This window comes from Vibrio sp. 2132-1, from assembly GCF_033344315.1.
The window spans coordinates 265743-283822 of the sequence record NZ_JAWPON010000001.1 but is presented as its reverse complement, the minus strand read 5'-3'; the positions used below and the strand labels follow the sequence as shown (position 1 = coordinate 283822).

At 42.7% G+C, this 18080-nt stretch carries 18 protein-coding genes and 1 tRNA gene; 5 read left to right on the top strand and 14 right to left on the bottom strand.

Features of this window, described 5'->3' with window-relative positions:
* Positions 1 to 4: 4 nt before the first annotated feature.
* The 8 genes from pnuC to rbsD all read right to left on the bottom strand — a co-directional run bounded on the left by pnuC (position 5) and on the right by rbsD (position 7424).
* Positions 5 to 736 (bottom strand): nicotinamide riboside transporter PnuC, encoded by a 732-nt coding sequence (pnuC, locus tag R8N47_RS01175; RefSeq protein ID WP_104976157.1) that lies wholly within the window; start codon positions 734 to 736, stop codon positions 5 to 7.
* Positions 737 to 896: 160 nt separating this feature from the next.
* Positions 897 to 1115: a hypothetical protein gene (locus R8N47_RS01170; protein ID WP_005499106.1), complete on the bottom strand. Its 219-nt coding sequence runs from the start codon at positions 1113 to 1115 to the stop codon at positions 897 to 899.
* Between the two features lie 230 nt (positions 1116 to 1345).
* Positions 1346 to 2353, bottom strand: a complete 1008-nt coding sequence (locus R8N47_RS01165) for a substrate-binding domain-containing protein (protein WP_064354714.1) — start codon at positions 2351 to 2353, stop codon at positions 1346 to 1348.
* Between the two features lie 35 nt (positions 2354 to 2388).
* Positions 2389 to 3306, bottom strand: coding sequence for a ribokinase (gene rbsK, locus R8N47_RS01160; RefSeq protein WP_064354713.1), 918 nt, complete (start codon positions 3304 to 3306; stop codon positions 2389 to 2391).
* Between the two features lie 223 nt (positions 3307 to 3529).
* Complete coding sequence (gene rbsB / locus R8N47_RS01155; RefSeq protein ID WP_005373143.1) at positions 3530 to 4408, bottom strand: ribose ABC transporter substrate-binding protein RbsB; 879 nt, start codon at positions 4406 to 4408, stop codon at positions 3530 to 3532.
* A gap of 87 nt (positions 4409 to 4495) precedes the next feature.
* On the bottom strand, positions 4496 to 5479 hold the full coding sequence (rbsC, locus tag R8N47_RS01150) for a ribose ABC transporter permease (RefSeq protein WP_005382618.1): 984 nt from the start codon (positions 5477 to 5479) through the stop codon (positions 4496 to 4498).
* Positions 5476 to 6981: a ribose ABC transporter ATP-binding protein RbsA gene (rbsA, locus tag R8N47_RS01145; RefSeq protein WP_017820312.1), complete on the bottom strand. Its 1506-nt coding sequence runs from the start codon at positions 6979 to 6981 to the stop codon at positions 5476 to 5478. Before rbsA ends, rbsC begins: the two co-directional genes overlap by 4 nt.
* 23 nt (positions 6982 to 7004) lie before the next feature.
* The gene (gene rbsD, locus R8N47_RS01140) at positions 7005 to 7424 is read right to left on the bottom strand and encodes a D-ribose pyranase (RefSeq protein WP_005382620.1); all 420 of its coding nucleotides are present in this window, start codon (positions 7422 to 7424) and stop codon (positions 7005 to 7007) included.
* 473 nt (positions 7425 to 7897) lie between these two features.
* Here rbsD and R8N47_RS01135 point away from each other — a divergent pair, with 473 nt between their 5' ends.
* Positions 7898 to 10258 carry an EAL domain-containing protein gene (locus tag R8N47_RS01135; protein WP_053307610.1) on the top strand — a complete coding sequence of 787 codons (2361 nt, stop codon included), beginning with the start codon at positions 7898 to 7900 and terminating at the stop codon, positions 10256 to 10258.
* A gap of 139 nt (positions 10259 to 10397) precedes the next feature.
* On the opposite strand, the gene R8N47_RS01130 is transcribed toward R8N47_RS01135, so the two are convergent.
* Positions 10398 to 10973: an imm11 family protein gene (locus R8N47_RS01130; RefSeq protein ID WP_064354712.1), complete on the bottom strand. Its 576-nt coding sequence runs from the start codon at positions 10971 to 10973 to the stop codon at positions 10398 to 10400.
* Positions 10974 to 11820: 847 nt separating this feature from the next.
* On the opposite strand from R8N47_RS01130, the gene R8N47_RS01125 reads away from it, so the two are divergent.
* The 3 genes from R8N47_RS01125 (at position 11821) to R8N47_RS01115 (ending at position 13658) form a co-directional block, all read left to right on the top strand.
* Positions 11821 to 12462, top strand: coding sequence for a murein L,D-transpeptidase catalytic domain family protein (locus tag R8N47_RS01125; protein ID WP_005373154.1), 642 nt, complete (start codon positions 11821 to 11823; stop codon positions 12460 to 12462).
* 327 nt (positions 12463 to 12789) lie between these two features.
* Positions 12790 to 13248 (top strand): hypothetical protein, encoded by a 459-nt coding sequence (locus R8N47_RS01120; protein WP_005373156.1) that lies wholly within the window; start codon positions 12790 to 12792, stop codon positions 13246 to 13248.
* A gap of 86 nt (positions 13249 to 13334) precedes the next feature.
* Entirely contained in the window at positions 13335 to 13658 is a 324-nt protein-coding gene (locus R8N47_RS01115) for a hypothetical protein (RefSeq protein WP_064354711.1), read from the top strand.
* A 125-nt stretch (positions 13659 to 13783) separates the two neighbouring features.
* Here R8N47_RS01115 and R8N47_RS01110 read toward each other — a convergent pair whose 3' ends face one another.
* The 3 genes from R8N47_RS01110 to R8N47_RS01100 all read right to left on the bottom strand — a co-directional run bounded on the left by R8N47_RS01110 (position 13784) and on the right by R8N47_RS01100 (position 15558).
* Entirely contained in the window at positions 13784 to 14464 is a 681-nt protein-coding gene (locus R8N47_RS01110; RefSeq protein WP_047101379.1) for a DedA family protein, read from the bottom strand.
* Between the two features lie 50 nt (positions 14465 to 14514).
* Positions 14515 to 14952 carry a hypothetical protein gene (locus R8N47_RS01105; RefSeq protein ID WP_225455293.1) on the bottom strand — a complete coding sequence of 146 codons (438 nt, stop codon included), beginning with the start codon at positions 14950 to 14952 and terminating at the stop codon, positions 14515 to 14517.
* 87 nt (positions 14953 to 15039) lie between these two features.
* On the bottom strand, positions 15040 to 15558 hold the full coding sequence (locus R8N47_RS01100; RefSeq protein ID WP_005382627.1) for a DUF4136 domain-containing protein: 519 nt from the start codon (positions 15556 to 15558) through the stop codon (positions 15040 to 15042).
* A gap of 379 nt (positions 15559 to 15937) precedes the next feature.
* On the opposite strand from R8N47_RS01100, the gene R8N47_RS01095 reads away from it, so the two are divergent.
* Positions 15938 to 16012 (top strand) — tRNA-Gly (locus tag R8N47_RS01095).
* 16 nt (positions 16013 to 16028) lie between these two features.
* Here the strand turns inward: R8N47_RS01095 and R8N47_RS01090 are convergent.
* Both R8N47_RS01090 and R8N47_RS01085 read right to left on the bottom strand, forming a co-directional pair.
* Positions 16029 to 16886, bottom strand: a complete 858-nt coding sequence (locus R8N47_RS01090; RefSeq protein ID WP_005373167.1) for a sterol desaturase family protein — start codon at positions 16884 to 16886, stop codon at positions 16029 to 16031.
* Positions 16887 to 16893: 7 nt separating this feature from the next.
* Entirely contained in the window at positions 16894 to 17904 is a 1011-nt protein-coding gene (locus R8N47_RS01085; RefSeq protein WP_064354710.1) for a DUF2804 domain-containing protein, read from the bottom strand.
* Positions 17905 to 18080: the final 176 nt, after the last annotated feature.

Here is an 18080-nt window from a genome sequence, read left to right as displayed (position 1 = left end):
TTCCTTACACAGCAGCGTGCGCTAAGGTTTTATCGCCATTGCGCTTAGCGCTACGAGCCCACTCACGCGTGCCATTGGCAGCGATGAACATAAGAATCGCGTACTGAACAGACATTGCGTAAACACCTTGCGTCGCGTAGATACCCACACTGATAATGTTAATCACAACCCATAGAATCCAGTTTTCGACGTATTTACGTGTCATCAGAATTTGTGCAACAACAGACAGTACTGTCATGGTTGCATCCCAGAACGGGAACGCGTCAGGTTCAAGCACCGGTTCAGCCAAGCCAGCACCAAAGAGATTCAAGCTATCAACAGCAATGTTTGCTAGCGCAAAGAAAAATGGGTCGATATAGATCGTTAATAATGCGATACATGCAACGCTAATAGAGGCAGTAGTAATAAGTTTCTGTTTATTTAACCAGCGAACTTCCAGCGTTTCACCTTGTGCGTTTGGACGGGTCCACGCATACCAGCCGTAAATGTTCGCACAGAAGAAAAACAATTGAAGAAGCAATAATCCGTATAACTGAATTTGAAAAAAGATAACGGCAAAAAGCGTGACATTCAGCAAACCGAATAAGTAGTTGATGGTTTTTTCTTGGCTGGCAAACCAAATGCAAAGCAGTCCAAAAACGGTACCGAAAGCTTCGATCCAACTCATTGCGTAGCCGTCGCCGATCGGAATGTTAAAGAGAGTATTATTAATATCGAGTAAGGCAAAGAGGTCCATAACATGTCCTTTATTATTTTGTTTGGAATACGCCTATATTAGAACGTGATATCCAACAAAAAGGAGGACATTTGTCCTCCTCTTGATGCACTCGATCATAAATCAGATTCATTACTTACTTGAAAGTACCTATTTATCTCAATTATTCATTCCAAATGAACTAGGACTCGTGTCCTAGGTAGCGCTTTTTGAACGTCGATGCTGACGCGAACAGTAAAGTCGAAGCAAATGTAAACACCACGCCAGCCAAGTATACATACTCTTCATTCGCAAGTAGTTCATAAACACTCACGACAAACACCGTTAATACTAGTGAAATATTGAAACGGTGAAACCACGGCCTCTTTACTGAATACTGTGCATATCTCTTAACTAACATAAAGATTTTCCATTCATCTCAATAATTTATAAATCTAATTATAGGCTTTATTAATAATAAGCTTTTTAAGCACTATCGACACGAAATCTTTCGAGTTACTCGCAAAAAATCACACTTTTCAAATGTTGAGTTAATAAATTCGAACATCTGTTTTGCATGCTTATTTATTTTTTAGCCCATTTTTTATAAATTATATGCACTAAATTTGTTAACCATGCGTTTGTTTTTAATTAAGAGAAATTCGTCACACTGTTGCGTACAACCAATGTTGGTTCCAGTTGAACGACTTGAGCGTCGTTAGATTTGTCGTCCAGTCTTCGTACAAGAGTCTCAACGGCAGCCTGCCCCAAACGGTACTTAGGCTGATGAATGGTAGTTAGCGATGGCGACATAAATTTCGCGATATGGATGTCATCGTAACCAATAATGGATAGGTCGTCCGGCACTTTAATACCGAGCTCATTTGCGGCGTTAATCACACCCATCGCCATCATATCGTTAGAGACGAAAATCGAGCTGGGTAATGCGCCACGTTGAGCCATTTTTTTGAACGCTTGATACCCACCCTCACATTCGAAGTCCGATTCAATGATCCAATTGGCATTAAATTCCAAGCCCGCTTCGTTCATTGCTCGCTTATAACCTTCGTATCGCATTTGCGCTTGGTGTTTAATCAAAGGGCCAGTGATGCACCCAATTTCGGTATGGCCGCAATCAATTAAGTATTTCGCCGCTAAGTAACCGCCACGAAGTGAGTTGTCTTGGATTTTATCGCTTGTAAATAGCATCGGCCCCCAGTCCATTACCACAACTGGGATATCTGGGTAACGCTCAAATACATCGATACGCTCTCCTTCTAGCGACGAGCACATCAAGATCAAACCATCGACACGCTTTTGCAATAGCGTATTAATGGATTGACGCATACGTTCGTTATCACCCTCGGTGTTACATAAAATGAGGCTGTAGCCTTTTTGGTAGCAGCTGCGTTCGACGCCTTTTACGACTTCGCCAAAGAATGGGTTGGTTGAGGTTGTCACGAGCATACCAATGGTTTTGGTACGATTGACTTTGAGGCTACGCGCCAACGCAGAGGGCGCGTAGTAGTTAAGCTCTTTTGCGGCATTGTTAACGCGTTCAGAGATCTCTTCGCTCACAAAACGCGTCTTGTTAATAACATGGCTCACTGTTGAAGTGGAAACCCCTGCCAGTTTTGCGATGTCTTTCATCGTCGCCATGTTACTACTCCTATTTTAATGAGGCGTTGTGCGCCTTATTGTTCAGCGAGAAACGTGTCCACCTCTTCGCGGGTTGGAATCGACGTTTGCGCGCCAAAGCGGGTCACAGAAATTGCAGCCGCCGCATGTGCAAACTTAATCGCTGATTCTAAAGGTAAACCTTCTAGGAGACCAGTGACGAATGCCCCATTAAATGTATCGCCCGCTGCGGTAGTATCCGTCGCTTCAACGCGGAAACCCGAGATGATTTCGCCTCGACCGTTTTGGCTTAGCCAAACGCCTTTTGCACCGAGTGTGATCATGACAATTTCTATACCTTTACCATGTAGCACATTCGCCGCTTCTTGCGCGCTTTCGTTGTCTGTTACAGTAATACCTGTCAGAACTTCAGCTTCCGTTTCATTTGGCGTAATCACGTCAATGTAAGACAGTAATTCATCTGACAATTCATGAGCTGGCGCTGGGTTCAGAATGACATTGGTTTTGGCATCTTTCGCTACACGCGCAGCTTTCTCAATGCCGCACATCGGCGTTTCCAATTGCATTAGCAAGTAATCTGCTTGGCGAATACGCTCTAAATCTGGCTCAATCGCTTCTGCTGTCAGTTTGGCGTTCGCTTCAGCTGAAATGCAAATGCTGTTCTCCCCACTGTCCGACACTTGAATCATCGCGATACCTGTCGGGCAATTTGGCTGCATCTTCACACCAGTGATATCGATGCCGTCCATTTTGAAGTTTTCGCGAATGTTAATGCCGAATGAGTCGTCGCCCACACAAGCGATAAAACCGATGTCTGCATTTAATCGCGCCGCCGCGACGGCTTGGTTGGCACCTTTGCCACCTGGGATAACTTGATAGTTGCGACCATGCAGCGTCTCGCCTGGGCGAGGGAAAGAAGGCACTTGAAGAACATGGTCAGCGTTTACACTACCTAACACCACTAACTTATTCATACGGTTATCCTCGGTTCTGAATGAACCCTTTTTAAAAACTGTTTAGGAAAATACATTAGATGACTTTAACTTCTCTTCCTGATAAAGGAGTCTCGACAAAAAGCCAAAGGCATCTATACCCCACACTTTGCAGTATTTTGGGTAAGTTTGCCCTCACCTCCTAAACGACAGATATAAACGGAGGAGAGAGCAAAAATTAGGATGATTTATTGGAACTAAAAACTTACTTAGTGACTACTTTTAGTGGTACCGGGATGTACTCTTCTACTTCTTCACCTTTCAAAACTTTGTCAGCCGTTTCAACACCTAAAGCACCGATAAGGTCTGGTTGCTGAGCAATAGTTGCCGCTAGTTTGCCACGGTTAACTGCTGCAATGCCGTCTTCCGTACCATCAAAACCAACGATAACGACATCTTTGCCAGAAGCTTGAACTGCGCGAAGTGCACCTAGCGCCATTTCATCATTCTGTGCAAATACCGCTTGTACATCCGGGTTAGCCGCTAGCAGGTTTTCCATTACGTTTAGACCTTTCGTGCGGTCAAAGTCAGCTGGTTGGCTAGCAAGAAGATCCATATCGCTGCCCTTCACGGCATTCATAAAGCCTTCACCGCGCTCACGCGCTGCCGATGTGCCCGCAATACCTTCAAGTTGAATGACTTTTGCTTTTTCGCCGACTTTTTCCATGATGTAGTGGCCTGCCATTTCACCACCAATTACGTTGTCCGACGCGATGTGACTCACAACTTCACCACGGCTTGCACCACGGTCTAATGTCAACACAGGGATCTTAGAACGGTTCGCCATACGAATTGCATTAGACACTGCATCAGAATCCGTTGGGTTGATAAGAATTGCTTTTACGCCGCGAATACTTAAATCCTCGATGTTCGACAGTTCTTTACTCGGGTCATTTTGCGAGTCCAGTACAATTAAGTCGTACCCCAATTCTTTCGCTTTTGCTTCCGCACCGTCTTTCATCGTTACGAAGAACGGGTTGTTTAGCGTCGAAACCACAATCGCCATGGTATCTTGAGCTTGCGCCGCTACCGATACGGTTGAAGAAAGAAGTGCAGCAGAGATAAGAGTTGCAAGTTTTTTCATCGTTCTAGTCCTTTGTGTAGGGTGAGCCAGTACACATCCCCTGACTCGGTTTGTATTCACTGTTTTATATATACAGATTGTTATGAATTACTTGTTTTTGTTGTCTACCAATACCGCCAGCAAGATAACCACTGCTTTTGCAATCATTTGGTAGTAAGAAGAAACATCAAGTAGGTTAAGTGCATTGTTCAAGAAACCGATGATCAGCGCACCAATCAAGGTACCCATGATACGGCCTTTACCGCCCATCAAGCTGGTACCGCCAAGAACAACCGCTGCGATAGCGTCTAGCTCGTAGCCCATACCCGCTGTAGGTTGCGCCGAAGAAAGACGAGACGTTACGATAATACCTGCAAGCGCTGCTAGCATACCGCAGATGGCGTAGACACCAATCTTCACTCGGTCTACATTGATACCTGATAGGCGAGTCGCAGACTCGTTGCCGCCTAGTGCGTAAACATAGCGACCAAAGCGCGTGTGGTTAAGTAAATACCAAGCCGCTGCGAACACAACCACCATTAACCAAACAGGAACCGGAATGCCTAGCGCGTAGCCAGTACCAAACCATGCGAACGCATCCGCGGTGTCAGTAAAGCCTGTCGAGATTGGTCGACCTTCGGTGTACACCATGGTCACACCGCGTAGTAACGTCATGGTAACCAGCGTAGCGATAAATGCCTGCACCTTACCCTTCGCAATAATGATACCGCTGATCGCACCTAACGCTGCACCTGCGACTAAAGCTGTTGGAACCGCCACCAGCACCGGAACCTCAAGCGCAATCATGCTTGCCGCAAAGGCACCACACAATGCCAATACCGAACCAACACTTAAGTCGATGCCTGCTGTTAAAATAACTAATGTCATACCCACTGCGATAATGGCATTCACGGAGGTTTGACGAAGAATGTTGAGAATGTTGTCGACCGTAAAAAAGTTCGGGTTCAAAAATGACACAACAACGATCAGAAAGATCAAAGCTATCAGTGATTTTTGCTCAATCAGCCACTCTTTTGTGAACAACTTCTTGTTGCCAGTTTCGGTTGGTTTGCTCATGGTATTCGTACTCATGCTGCTTCCTCATTGATCTCTTTGCCTACGGCACAGGCGAGTAATTTTTCTTGATCGGCGTCTTTCGCATCAAATTCGCCGGTGATACGACCTTCATGCATCACTAAAATACGGTCGCTCATGCCGAGCACTTCAGGCATCTCGGAAGAAACCAAGATGATGCTCATGCCTTCGGCCTTAAACTTGTTGATGAGCTGATAAATCTCTTTTTTTGCTCCGACATCAACACCACGTGTCGGCTCATCCAGAATCAGAACTTTAGGTTTCGTCATTAACCCTTTCGCTATCGCAACTTTTTGCTGGTTACCACCAGATAAGTTGCCGATGATTTGATCTCGCGTTGGGGTTTTAATGTTGAATAACTTAATAAAATCTTCCACTGCAATCACTTCGTCGCTGTGTTGAATCTGGAAGCCTTTGGTCAGCTGGTTTAGCGAACAAAGTGACATGTTATCCTTAACTGAAAGACCTAAAACCAAACCATCGCCTTTGCGATCTTCAGAGATGTAAGCGATACCATTTGCCAAGCCATCTTGCGGGCTAACCGGGTTAATAGTTTTGTTATCAAGATTGATAACACCATGCTCACTAGGTAATGCGCCGTAAATGACTTTCATGAGTTCAGTGCGGCCTGCGCCCATCAAGCCAGAAATTCCAAGAATCTCACCACGCTTGAGAGTAAAGCTCACATCCTGAACGCCAGACCCAGTCAAACCAATGACTTCAAGACAAGTTTCGCCATGTTGGACATCAATACGTGGATATTGCTCTTCTAATTTTCGGCCAACCATCATTTCAATTAGGCCATCTTCATCAGTGTCGGACACCTTGCACTCACCGATAAACTTACCATCACGAAGCACTGTAATATCATCACAGATTTCAAAGATTTCTTTAAGACGATGCGAAATGTATACGATGCCGCATCCTTGCTCGCGGAGCTCATTAATCACTTTAAACAGTGATTCCGTTTCGGTATCGGTCAGTGCGTCCGTTGGCTCATCCATAATGATGACTTTCGACTCAAACGAAAGTGCCTTTGCAATTTCCACCATTTGTTGTTCACCAAGGCTTAAATCGCCAAGCAATGTTTTTGATGAATGCTTTACATTGAGACGTTTTAAAAGCTTGTCAGCTTCGTCATACATTTTGCCCCACTGGATACGCCCTAAGGAGCCGGTGAACTCTCGTCCCAAGTAAATATTTTCGGCAATCGTCAGTTCAGGAATCAGGTTCAGCTCTTGGTGAATAATGCTAATACCAGCTTCCTGTGAATCGCGTGGACCTTTAAAGGCCGCCGGCTGACCTTGATATTGAATGCTCCCCGCATCCATGTGGTAAATGCCTGTCAACACCTTCATTAACGTTGACTTGCCTGCTCCATTTTCACCCATCAGCGCCATAACACGGCCTGGATAAACATTCAGGCTTGCTTTGTCGAGTGCTTTTACGCCCGGAAACGCCTTCTCAATTTCGCTTAGTTGTAGAATGGCTTGAGTCATAATCTGTCCTCAATATCTCTGGCTTAAAAAACCACGCCCGCTTGGAAAATAACGTTCGCATATGGCGAGCATTCGCCGGTTCTTACGATAGCGCGACTTTGGGCCGTGCGTGCTTTAAACGCTTCATGTGACACGTAGCTCACCTCAATAGATTTGCCCGTCTCTTCACTCTCTTTGCTCAGTTCGTTGAGCAACGCTTCATGCAAAACTGGGCTTGCATCAGAGAACTCTTCCGCAATGATGACCCCTTCGATTTGGGACTCAGATAGAATTACGCGAACAGTATCAAGAAAACTTGGTACCCCATGCGTTAGCGCCAAATCGATTCGCTGAACATGCTCTGGGATTGGTAGACCAGCATCACATATCGTGATCTCGTCGGTGTGGCCTAGCGTCGCCACCAAGTAAGAAATATCTGAGTTAATTAGGGTACTTTTTTTCATCTCATCGACCTTTCGGTTACACGTTCATACAACCATGAGCGCCTGTCTTAAAGTGTTTTCGTTATTAACAGAAAACTCATCGAAACGTTTCGATGAAATAATAATTCGTCATCGCAATTTGACCAGTGTGAGATCGATAAGGTGTGAGAATGATCTGTAATTCAATTGTCATTGAATAGGAAAAGTGCACTTGAGTCACACTTTACCATCGAAACGTTTCGATGATGGTATTTCCCTGTCATTACGGTTAGGTTTTATACAGGGAGGAAGGAAAAGAGACGTCCAACTACTGAGAAAACCTCTAGTTAATAAGCTCGAAACCTTTCACGTCATCACAATTCTTAGATAGCTGCCTGATTTTGGAGAACGCTCACCTTACAATCTGGTTACAATTTGCCAAAACACATCATCCGTTCAGTACCTTACCTGGTACGCGACGTTTGTAGGGACACAAACGGAAACTAAGAACCATAATGAAGTTAAGCAATAGAGTCATTTTGCTTGTCGCGCCAGTGATCTTATTAAGCGCGTTAGTATCTAGCTATATTATTTATAGCATTCAAAAAGTGACGCTCATCAAGCGGGAAGACAGCTATATTCAGTTGCAGATGGAAAAGCTGGCCGGGCAGTTTCGACAAGCGAATATTTTTCTTAATAGCTATGCCTATACGCTCAGTAAAAGTGATGTATTACAAGACTATTTGGTTAATCATAACAACCCCTATCGTGAGCGAGTCTTGTTTAATCGATTAGACGAGACCGCTGAAGTATTAAGCCATGGTTACAAAGGCGATGCGAGCATGGCGATCCTCGACGGCAAACAAAACCTTCTCTACTACACAGAAAACAAATATTACGAATCATCGGGCGTGGTCGACCCAAAGGTATTAGAGTACATATCACGAAGTTTCAATGACAGAGAGGCTTTCAGTCACACTGGCTTTATTTATAACTCCAGTGGACAAAGCATTCTTCTTCAATATGAGGTCGTCGACAAAAGAACGGGGACTCACCCTTTGAGCTTTGACTCGAAAAATGTGTTTTTTGTGGTAGTTTCCGTATCACTTGAAGCCTTTAACGAGATTAAGCATGACATCGAGTTTGACACACACAGCGTGATTACTTTCGCCGACAAACCCATTTATCTTGATATTCCTCTCGCTCAAACCATTGAGCTGCTGCCGCACTTTTATGCCGTGCTTTCTCCTGCCGAATATTTAATGTGGAATAAAGTCGATAAAGTGTGGCTAGAACTTGCTTTCTCCTTTGGCGTAGCGGCGTTTTTCACCATCACATTAATCATTTTGGTGTTGTACCGCTATGTGTTGCGCCCTGTTTCTCGCCTTGATAAGCAGCTGAACGAACTTGAATCTAATCAACGTGACAATATTGAAAAGCTAGAAACAAACGATGAAATAGGACGCCTCTCTGCACGCTTTTTTGATATGTATGAGGAACTTAATGTCATCTATAAAAAGACAAAACGCCTAGCTGAAACGGATCACCTGACGCAACTCGCCAATCGCCATCGTTTTCATGAGCTTGCCACTCGTGAACTTATCTCCCCTTCGCAGTTTCTGTGGGTTGTTTACGTCGATCTTGATAACTTTAAATACGTGAATGATAAATACGGGCATGAATTGGGAGATAACTTGTTAAAAGTGTTCTCATCACACATCAAGAATGCTTGTCAAAAGTTCTCGCACGATTACAACAGCCCCTGCTTTGCCGCCAGGTTATCTGGTGACGAATTTGCAATTTTGCTGAGCTCAAATCAAGAGGTAAAACGCTTGCCTGATTTGCTTGCATCAGAGTTACTAAAACCGATTAGTAATCTCAGTTCATCTTGGAGTAATTCATTTCCCGTTACGGCAAGCGTAGGTATTGCACAATATCCTCAAGACGGTACTGACATCGCGAAGTTACTCTCCAGTGCCGATGCGGCTATGTATCAAGCAAAACGGGCAGGGAAAAATCAATACGCCTATTATTCAGCCGCTCTCAATATTGAGTCTCAAAGACGAAGTCAGCTTGAACGTGCGCTCCGAAAAAGCAATGTAGAGGAAGAATTCCACCTTGTTTTTCAACCCTATATGAACAATCGAAGCAACGAAATTGAGGGGTTAGAAGTCTTGTTGCGCTGGGAAGCCGAAGGTATCGGCCCTATCCCCCCAAAGGAGTTTATTCCAATTGCAGAGCAAGCCGGATTATTTGATAAAATTGACCGCTGGGTTTTCGCCAATGCAACGGCGGAATACCATCAATTAAGGAATATTTTCGGTAAGGATATTGTTCTTTCGGTCAATCTTTCATCAGCAGAGCTAAACTCGATAGAAATGGCAAACTACATCCATGAACAAGCGACACTGCACAGTGTTAAACCAGAATGTATTGAGATAGAAATAACCGAAACCTTTGCCGCAGAACAACAAGGCACGGCCCTACTTGATGAGCTATCAAAACGTGGCTACCGTCTTGCAATTGATGACTTTGGTTCTGGTTACACATCGTTAACTCAGCTCGTTCAGTATCCGGTTCAAAAAATCAAATTTGATCGAGAGTTCCTCGTTACATTGATGAACACCAACAACGGACATGTGATCAAACCTATTATTGAGCTATGCCATGCCCAAAATAAAACGGTTACAGCAGAAGGTATTGAACACAATATGATGCATGAATGGTTATCGGCATACCGCTGCGACTATATGCAAGGCTATTTATTTGGCAAACCAATGACTAAAGAACAATTGAGCTTGTGGTGGCAATCGGCAAATGACGACAGTCGATTTGATGCGTCCATGGTCAGCTCAATTAGGGTTTCAAGAACATAAGTTAAGGGGAGAAGTACAGCAGTCACAGCTGTGGCGGCTGTATTTAGCTGTATATGAGCTTCATTGATAGATGCTCAGCTTTTGTTCCCCCATACCTATATCTATGACTTTAGTTGAGTAAATCACTATTTATTCGTTTTTAAACCAGCACTTCCTTGAAATCCAAACCGGTCAAATTCAGCGCTTTGACGCTATCGTACAAGCCACCTTTTTTGTCCGTGCAAAACGTTCTGAGCCCAGCACCTTTTACTCTGAACAAATCAGATTCATTAACGGCTTCTCTATTCAAAACGAGTTTCTTAAACGGTCTAACACGACTTAGCTTACCATGACGAAGATTATACTCGGTAGCAGAGGTATCAATGGCATCAATTTGAGTGACAATGTTTAATGCTCGCCAAGGCTTTCCTTGTAGATTTAATGGTAAAAATTCGACATTCTCGCTTAACACATTGAGCTTATCCGCAATAGAAGCGGATACAGCAAGAGTAAAAGATCCCCATGCTGCAATATCAGGCCTGGGTAATGGCTTTTCACCCTTAACGTCTAACCATTCAATATCAATACTTTTCCAACTGGCTTTAACAGGCTCTCCATAGAGTTGGATAGGTTTGCTTGCCGTTACTTGAAGAGACATTTCCAATGACGACTCTTGCAACATTGCAAAATCATTAACATTGGGAGAGACAATAAACACTTTATTAAATGCTGTCATAACCGTCCTTAAATAAATTTGAGCGCTTTTCTTAATGAGATGAGCACTCTCCCACCAAACCAAACATAATAGATAGAGTTTACTTTCATGTTCAAAAATTTAATGAATTCAGATCTGGCGTTCTTCTCTTTTAATTTCGAAGTTTTATTATTCATATATTTAATCCACACGATAGAATTATTTTTTCAATTTTTACTATGTACCCTTCCTTATGTAATCGAATAAATTAGAGAATAAACAATAGCACGCATCACTTCACTTTTGTCGAGCTCATCACTCTCACTTAAACGATACATTCACAAGTTCAATTTTTGTACGACTTAGACTTAGCTTTGTCAATCGTGAATTAAAAACAACCGATTCACCGCTGTTTTACTGCCTTTTCTTACCACCCTGTTGTTTATTCATACATTATAAATGCACTTATACACATAACGATTCGGCGTTACGATTTGTTACGAGTTAAATCACAAACTTTTGAGGTATTGGATAAAGCGTAGAAAAAGAAAACACATTGAAATAAAAAGAGTTTCTAAAGTACGAAAAATAAAACGCCGTTTTTATAAATTAGCAACTTCACAAATATCCTTAAACACAGTTTTATTAATTACATATATCAGATATTATTTACGCCGAAGTTTATAGAAACCATCGTTAAACTTCATATTTTATATAAGTTTCAATTAGTTAGTTTTTAACTCGAAAACTTATCGTCAACCCAATATTAAGCACCTAAGCGTGCAATAAGAAACATTGGGAATAGAATTATATTGATGTGCATGTTGTTTTAACGAATGCATGAAGCAATCGGTAAATTTGTAACACCATAGAGTTTTATTTAGCCAAGATGAAAAAGTTAATTTTATTATTTACATGTGCGCTGTTGTCTGTCTCACCTTTTGCTTTTGCAAAACAATCAGATAACGAACCCAGGGATCATTTACGACCAAAGCAAGTTGAACATGTGTTTAAACAAGCCAAGCTAGATGGCATAGTAGACTTTAAGTTGTTCAGTGACGCTTACATCGCTTATCAGAAGACACCCGATAGAAAGAAGTCGGTACTAACGATCATCGACTATAGTAAACCATCAACTGAAAAGCGTTTTTATGTGGTTGATTTAGATAAAAAGAAGCTAATCTACAATACGTATGTTTCTCACGGCGTGAACAGCGGAAAGAAAACAGCGACACAGTTTTCAAATGTCGTGAACTCGCGAAAAACATCATTGGGCACTTTTTTGACTGATACCACTTACTACGGCTCAAATGGCTATTCACTTCGATTAGATGGGCTAAGCTCTGGATTAAACGACAAAGCTCGCGAGCGTTACATTGTCGTGCACGGTGCCGATTACGCAAACCCTTCCTTCATCAAGAAGAATGGATACCTCGGACGCAGTTGGGGTTGCCCTGCTTTGCCAGAGAAGTTGTCTCGCGAGATCATTGACACCATAAAAGGCGGCAGCGTTATTTACGCAAGCGCATAATATCGATGCGAAACATATGGGGAAGAAAAAGAAGATTCTATTTCTTCCCCAGTAATAATCCTGTTAGCTTAATTGTCCTTGTGCAACGACTCTCTTTCCATTTTCGCTTACTCGAAAGCGAAAATTACTGTGTTATTCGCTCATATACCTAAGTGCGATCAGAAAACTCTGTTCATCCCCCTTCCATCTCGTTAGTATACGCTGAGTTCATCAGACACTGGCTTTCATCGTTATCATAGTTCCACTAAGATTCCTTAATCATGGTGGATAACTGTGGCTTTATATGTTTAGGGTTACTTCTTGCGTTATCTACACCATATATTATTGATGCTTTCTTTGTCCCTGCTCTCAGGGCTCATCACAGCTTCATATGCGCATGAGTGGCACCACACCAAACATTACACTTCCGAGCGATTACTTAAACTCTCTCAACAAGACGATTTTGAGCTAGCACACACTGATTTTCATACCTCAGCTTCTCTGAGCTCTTGGGGTTCAGAAAGTTACTACCTACATATAAAGCGCGAGTTGTTCGGGCTTGTCTCCTGTCGCCGAACATCAGCTACTGATGGCGTTTTATCATCAGATTTTACTCCTGATTATTTTTTACTTATTGCTTTCTCTTCTCCACCACTACTGGAGTTGGCAAAACAAGCATCTCGCTTACCTCTAGACAGTTATGGCGGACTCATGAGTCAACGCTCTCTTTATCGCCTCTCAGGAAGAAAGGAAGCGAACTTAATGTACGTCTTTACTCATGGTCGCAACGCCTTCTCTGTTGTTTAACTTTTTATGACATACAGAGAACACGAAAATGTAACGATAAGAGCCAATATGCTCATTGTTACTAGAACCAATTTGAGGTCCATATAATGACAAGAATCGCTACAACCATCGCACTAGCATTACTACTTTCAGCGGGCTCAACCTTAGCAAACACAGAAACTAAGCCAGAAGAAATGAGTAACGACACTCTGTTAGAGTGTGCCAACGTTTCTAACGCACGTATTGCAGTTCCGGAACACAGAGCGATGTTCAGACACTACTTAATGTCTGAGAGAGACTACAGCTTTGACCAGCTATCGTCTGCCGAACTTGAATTTAAAGCAGCAGATAAGAATGAGTCTGAAGTAGAGAGCATCTACAAGTCTCAGTGCAAAGAAGTTGGCGAATACCTATATAGCATTGGCTATTAAATTCGAAACCCTAACGACACTCAAAAAGAAAGGCGCAATGTATGCGCCTTTCTTTTTACTGACAAAAACCTGTCGATTAGATGTCTAATCTGCATACAAGCTTAAAAGTGCAAATCAAAGTAAACTTACTGGGAAAACTCAGACACATCCTTGGGTTTACAGAACGCTCGACGTGCTTTAACAAACAAGAAACTAAGCACTCCAATCACAAGAGTAATTATTGGTGCCGCCATTAATAGCATTGTGATCGCTTTGCTCATATTTTCTGGTAACAAAGGAAGTAATGAACCAAAACCGCATAATACCAGCGTCCATAAAATCGCACTCAACCACGCAAAGTAATGGAATTTACTAATACGTTTCACTCGCAACCCCATCATTAATGGCAATAGGGAGCGAACAACCGGAATAAACCGCGCACAAAAAAGCGCAATCAATCCATGTTTACTGAGTAATACGTCGACTTGTTCCAGGCGCTTTTGAGGAACCGCACTCACCCAGCCTTGGACCTTAGGTAAGCGATTTAGCCACTTGCCTTGTAAATAAGCCGCCCAACTTCCCAATCCCGCACTAACAGCTATCACCAACATGATCATAATTGGGTCAAGGACGCCAACCGCCGCCAGCGTACCGGATAATACGACGACACTGTCGCATGGGAAAGGTGCAGCAGGAATAAAACCACTTTCCAAAAAAATAATCACAGCAACAACAAAATAAACTAAACCTGCACTGCCTGGCGCCATTAACGCCGTGAAATCTTGATGCCAAAAGGCACTCAAGACCTGAATTATCGAATCAAACATAAACCGCTCCTAAGCATAATTAACCAAAAGTTGCAAAAACATGGAATGTGTTAGCGAGCATGTATAAAGCGGTATATAAAATTCGATTCTTTTCTCACGCCGATTCTGTATTTAAAGTGAGTAAAAATACTTTCAATACAACAACCTAAAGCCTCATTGCCGATGCGTTTTAGCCGCTTCATCGAGTAAATTGCCGAACGATGCGCCCACCATGCTACATCAAGCATTTCAAACCATTCGGGTTCTACATCGTCGTTCGAGCTCATTTCCTTAGCATGGCTAACCCTCAATACATTCCGGCTGTTTAAACTCGGATAGTCTTGTTGTATTGGAGAGATAGGATATTCTGAAAAGTGCTTCGACTTAGCGTCAACAGCAATATTCTGGTTATGAAAGGAAAGGAAATTTGGGTGTGAGTGCGCCAGGCTCATGCTCGGAGCCAACAAGCAGAAAAGTAGTCCGAGTAAAGCAATCAGAATCGTACGCACAAAGGTAACCAAAACCAAAATAATAAGTTCTTTTAACCCTGTGCGTAACTATTGGCAATTAGTATTCTTAATCGTTAAGAATACTAATTATTTTTCACCGTAAGGGTAGCTTTCAAACATCTTCGCGATTTCTTCTTGGATGAGAGATTCTCTTTTCTCAGAGCTCATTGACTCAGACAGTTTACGACTTGAAACGCCTTTCCAAACGACTTGATTAGCCTTTGCATCAACCAGTTCAACCACCAACTTCCCATACTTACGTTCTTTATATCTTTCTGGGCTTGAAGTGATCACACCAAAGCTATTCCAGCCATAGCCAAAGCTCACCGACGATCCTGAAGAAACAAGCTCGGATTCTTCTACGATATCATGATGTACGTAAAGGTCACCGCCACTATTTACCTTAATTAAACCCTTACCCTCAAGCTGTTCAGCAAGCCCTTGCTCAATACGTCGACCATCAATACTGGTAGGAGCTTCCGCCTGAGCACCGAAGTCAAACGTTCTGTAAGCTGAAAAGTCGGCTTGTTTATCTACATCAGTTGTAACGGTAGTACAAGCAGATACCAGCATCACCACCAACCCTAATATCAAACCTCTCATCATGTTAAATCTCCTTTGGTTAAGCTGACTGTTTCAGCAGAATTACCCTGTGTTATACATACGCATCAACAGTAAAAAGTAATCATTTCAATATCTAGTCTTGACCATGAAACGTGACTGTTCAATAAACGAGATTAACCTTTACACAGAAAATCTTGAATATCATCAACATCTAAACACCTAAACACCTAAGAATTCGGTGTTTACGACCTAATTGGAAGCCCCTAGGCTTAGTAGCGGAATCGCGAGTGCCACAAAAAACCAGAGACAATGAACACTTTAACATCAGTCCGCTACTTTTTTAGGCAACTGACAAACATTTGATGAGAAAAGACTTTTCTTTTTCGTCCAGTGTGGCATATTAACTGAGTCCTATCGATGCGCGGGCATCGTATAATGGCTATTACCTCAGCCTTCCAAGCTGATGATGCGGGTTCGATTCCCGCTGCCCGCTCCAATCTCTTTATCTCAATTTACTCATAAAAATCCGATGGCGGAGCGAACAAACGGCGGCAGCGTTGTTTCCATGATAAGTTTGGTCGAGTTACGTCATAAAACATGTCTTTCCATTCTGCAAACGTCACGCGGATGGGATTAAAGCTGTTTACAGGTTTAGAAACCCCATACCGAACCGTTTCCACCTCTGGTTCAAACGTTCCGAACATTCGATCCCAAATAATTAATACACCCGCATAATTTTTGTCGATGTACTGACGGTTCACACCATGATGAACGCGATGATGAGACGGCGTGTTAAATACCCACTCTAGTGGCCCGAGCGAACGAATTGATTGGGTGTGAACAAAAAACTGTAAGCCCAGATTAAACAACACAACGAAGACAACCCATTTTGGCTCAAAACCAATAATCACCAAGGGCAACCAAAAAATCCACATCCCCGCTAGCGGATACATTAAACTTTGACGAAAGGCGGTACTGAAGTTCATTCTTTCCGAACTGTGATGAACAACGTGCGCGGCCCACATCCAACGAATACGATGGCTAGCCCGATGAAACCAGTAATAGAAAAAATCTTGCAGGACAACAAGTAAAAGAAAAGCTGAGACGCTCATTTCGATATCAAACAAACGCCAATCAAACCACCACAAATACAACTGAGCAATCAGTAAACCCGTGAGTATGTCTGTCGCTTGGTGTAAGCCCGCAAGAACAAAATTACACGCTACTTCAGGGAAGTAATACGTCGCGCTTTCAGGCAAGCGTCCCCTTCTTTGTCCGAACCAATATTCGGCAAGCATGCAGAAAAAGAAAACTGGAGCCAGAATCATCAGAAGTAATTCTGGGCGGTCCATCAACTGCGTCCAATCCATTATGTTTCTACCATTTTGCATAGTGATCTTCAGTAAGACCCATAACTTCTTCTAACTGATGTTTGATGCCATTTCCATCGATAAGATAGCCAGAGAAATAACCGATGTACTGACGAAAGTTACTTTTGAGAAGCCAAAAATTTTTCTTCTCTGAGCGTCGATTCAAAGGCGTGAACTGTAAGTTAACTCGTTTATCTTCAGACGTAATATGCCACTTTTGCCCTTCATCACTTCGTGAAAACTGAAACTGCACAGGTTGCAAAAAGTGACGCTGACCATTAATCCACAATACATTTTCGCAATAGCCAGTTTCATTAACGCCAGCTGCCAAATTCAACCCCAGACGCCTGTCATCCTCAAAGCAATTGATACTCGCCCAGCGCCAACTTGTTTCTCGCCGCATGTACCCAGCGGAAAAATCGTAACCAGCAGCCACCTCTGAAAGATCTTGCTCTTTTCCTAATATGAACAAGTTACCGTCTACTGCTAACGCATTGTGCTTCTGAGTATATGTCCAACCCGCATAACCTGTTGGCGTACACAACATTAATGGCAAACTCATATTTTCTGGACGTAAATAGAGATCCGCATTGACTGACTCTGTCACAAAGTGGACGTGCCAAATACCATCCTTAATAGAAAACTGAACTCTTTTGTTAGCAAGATGGGCAAGACTGCACCAACTGGAAGGCTGAGTTTGATAACCTATATTAAAAGGTTTCAACCATTGTTGCTCAATCAACTTATTCTTTTTAATATCAAACAGGTAGAAAAAGCCGGATGCTAAATACCGTATATCAGCAATCGCTACTCCAATGACGTAATCAGGTGTGACCAAATTGACGAACTGAAACTGCTTATAATCGCGGTAACGGCGCCACTTAGACACTGGCTTATCCATCTCATCAAGGTAGGTAAATTTATCTAGCTGTAACGATGTTGGAATTCCATCAAGGTGGCCAAACGCTGGTAGACCATTCTGCTGAATAAACGAGTTCAGAACCTTAAGCTCATCCATATAGTTGTCTTTTCACAAGTTATCACACACACAAACTTTAACATGACGTTAACATAAACAATTTGCGTAACTGCACAACAACATCGACTAAAGTGATTTCTGCTTGTTATATGTGAAACTGATCACTCAACCACCCGCTTACTTAGCTCGCCCTACCTATCTCAACCAACACTGCC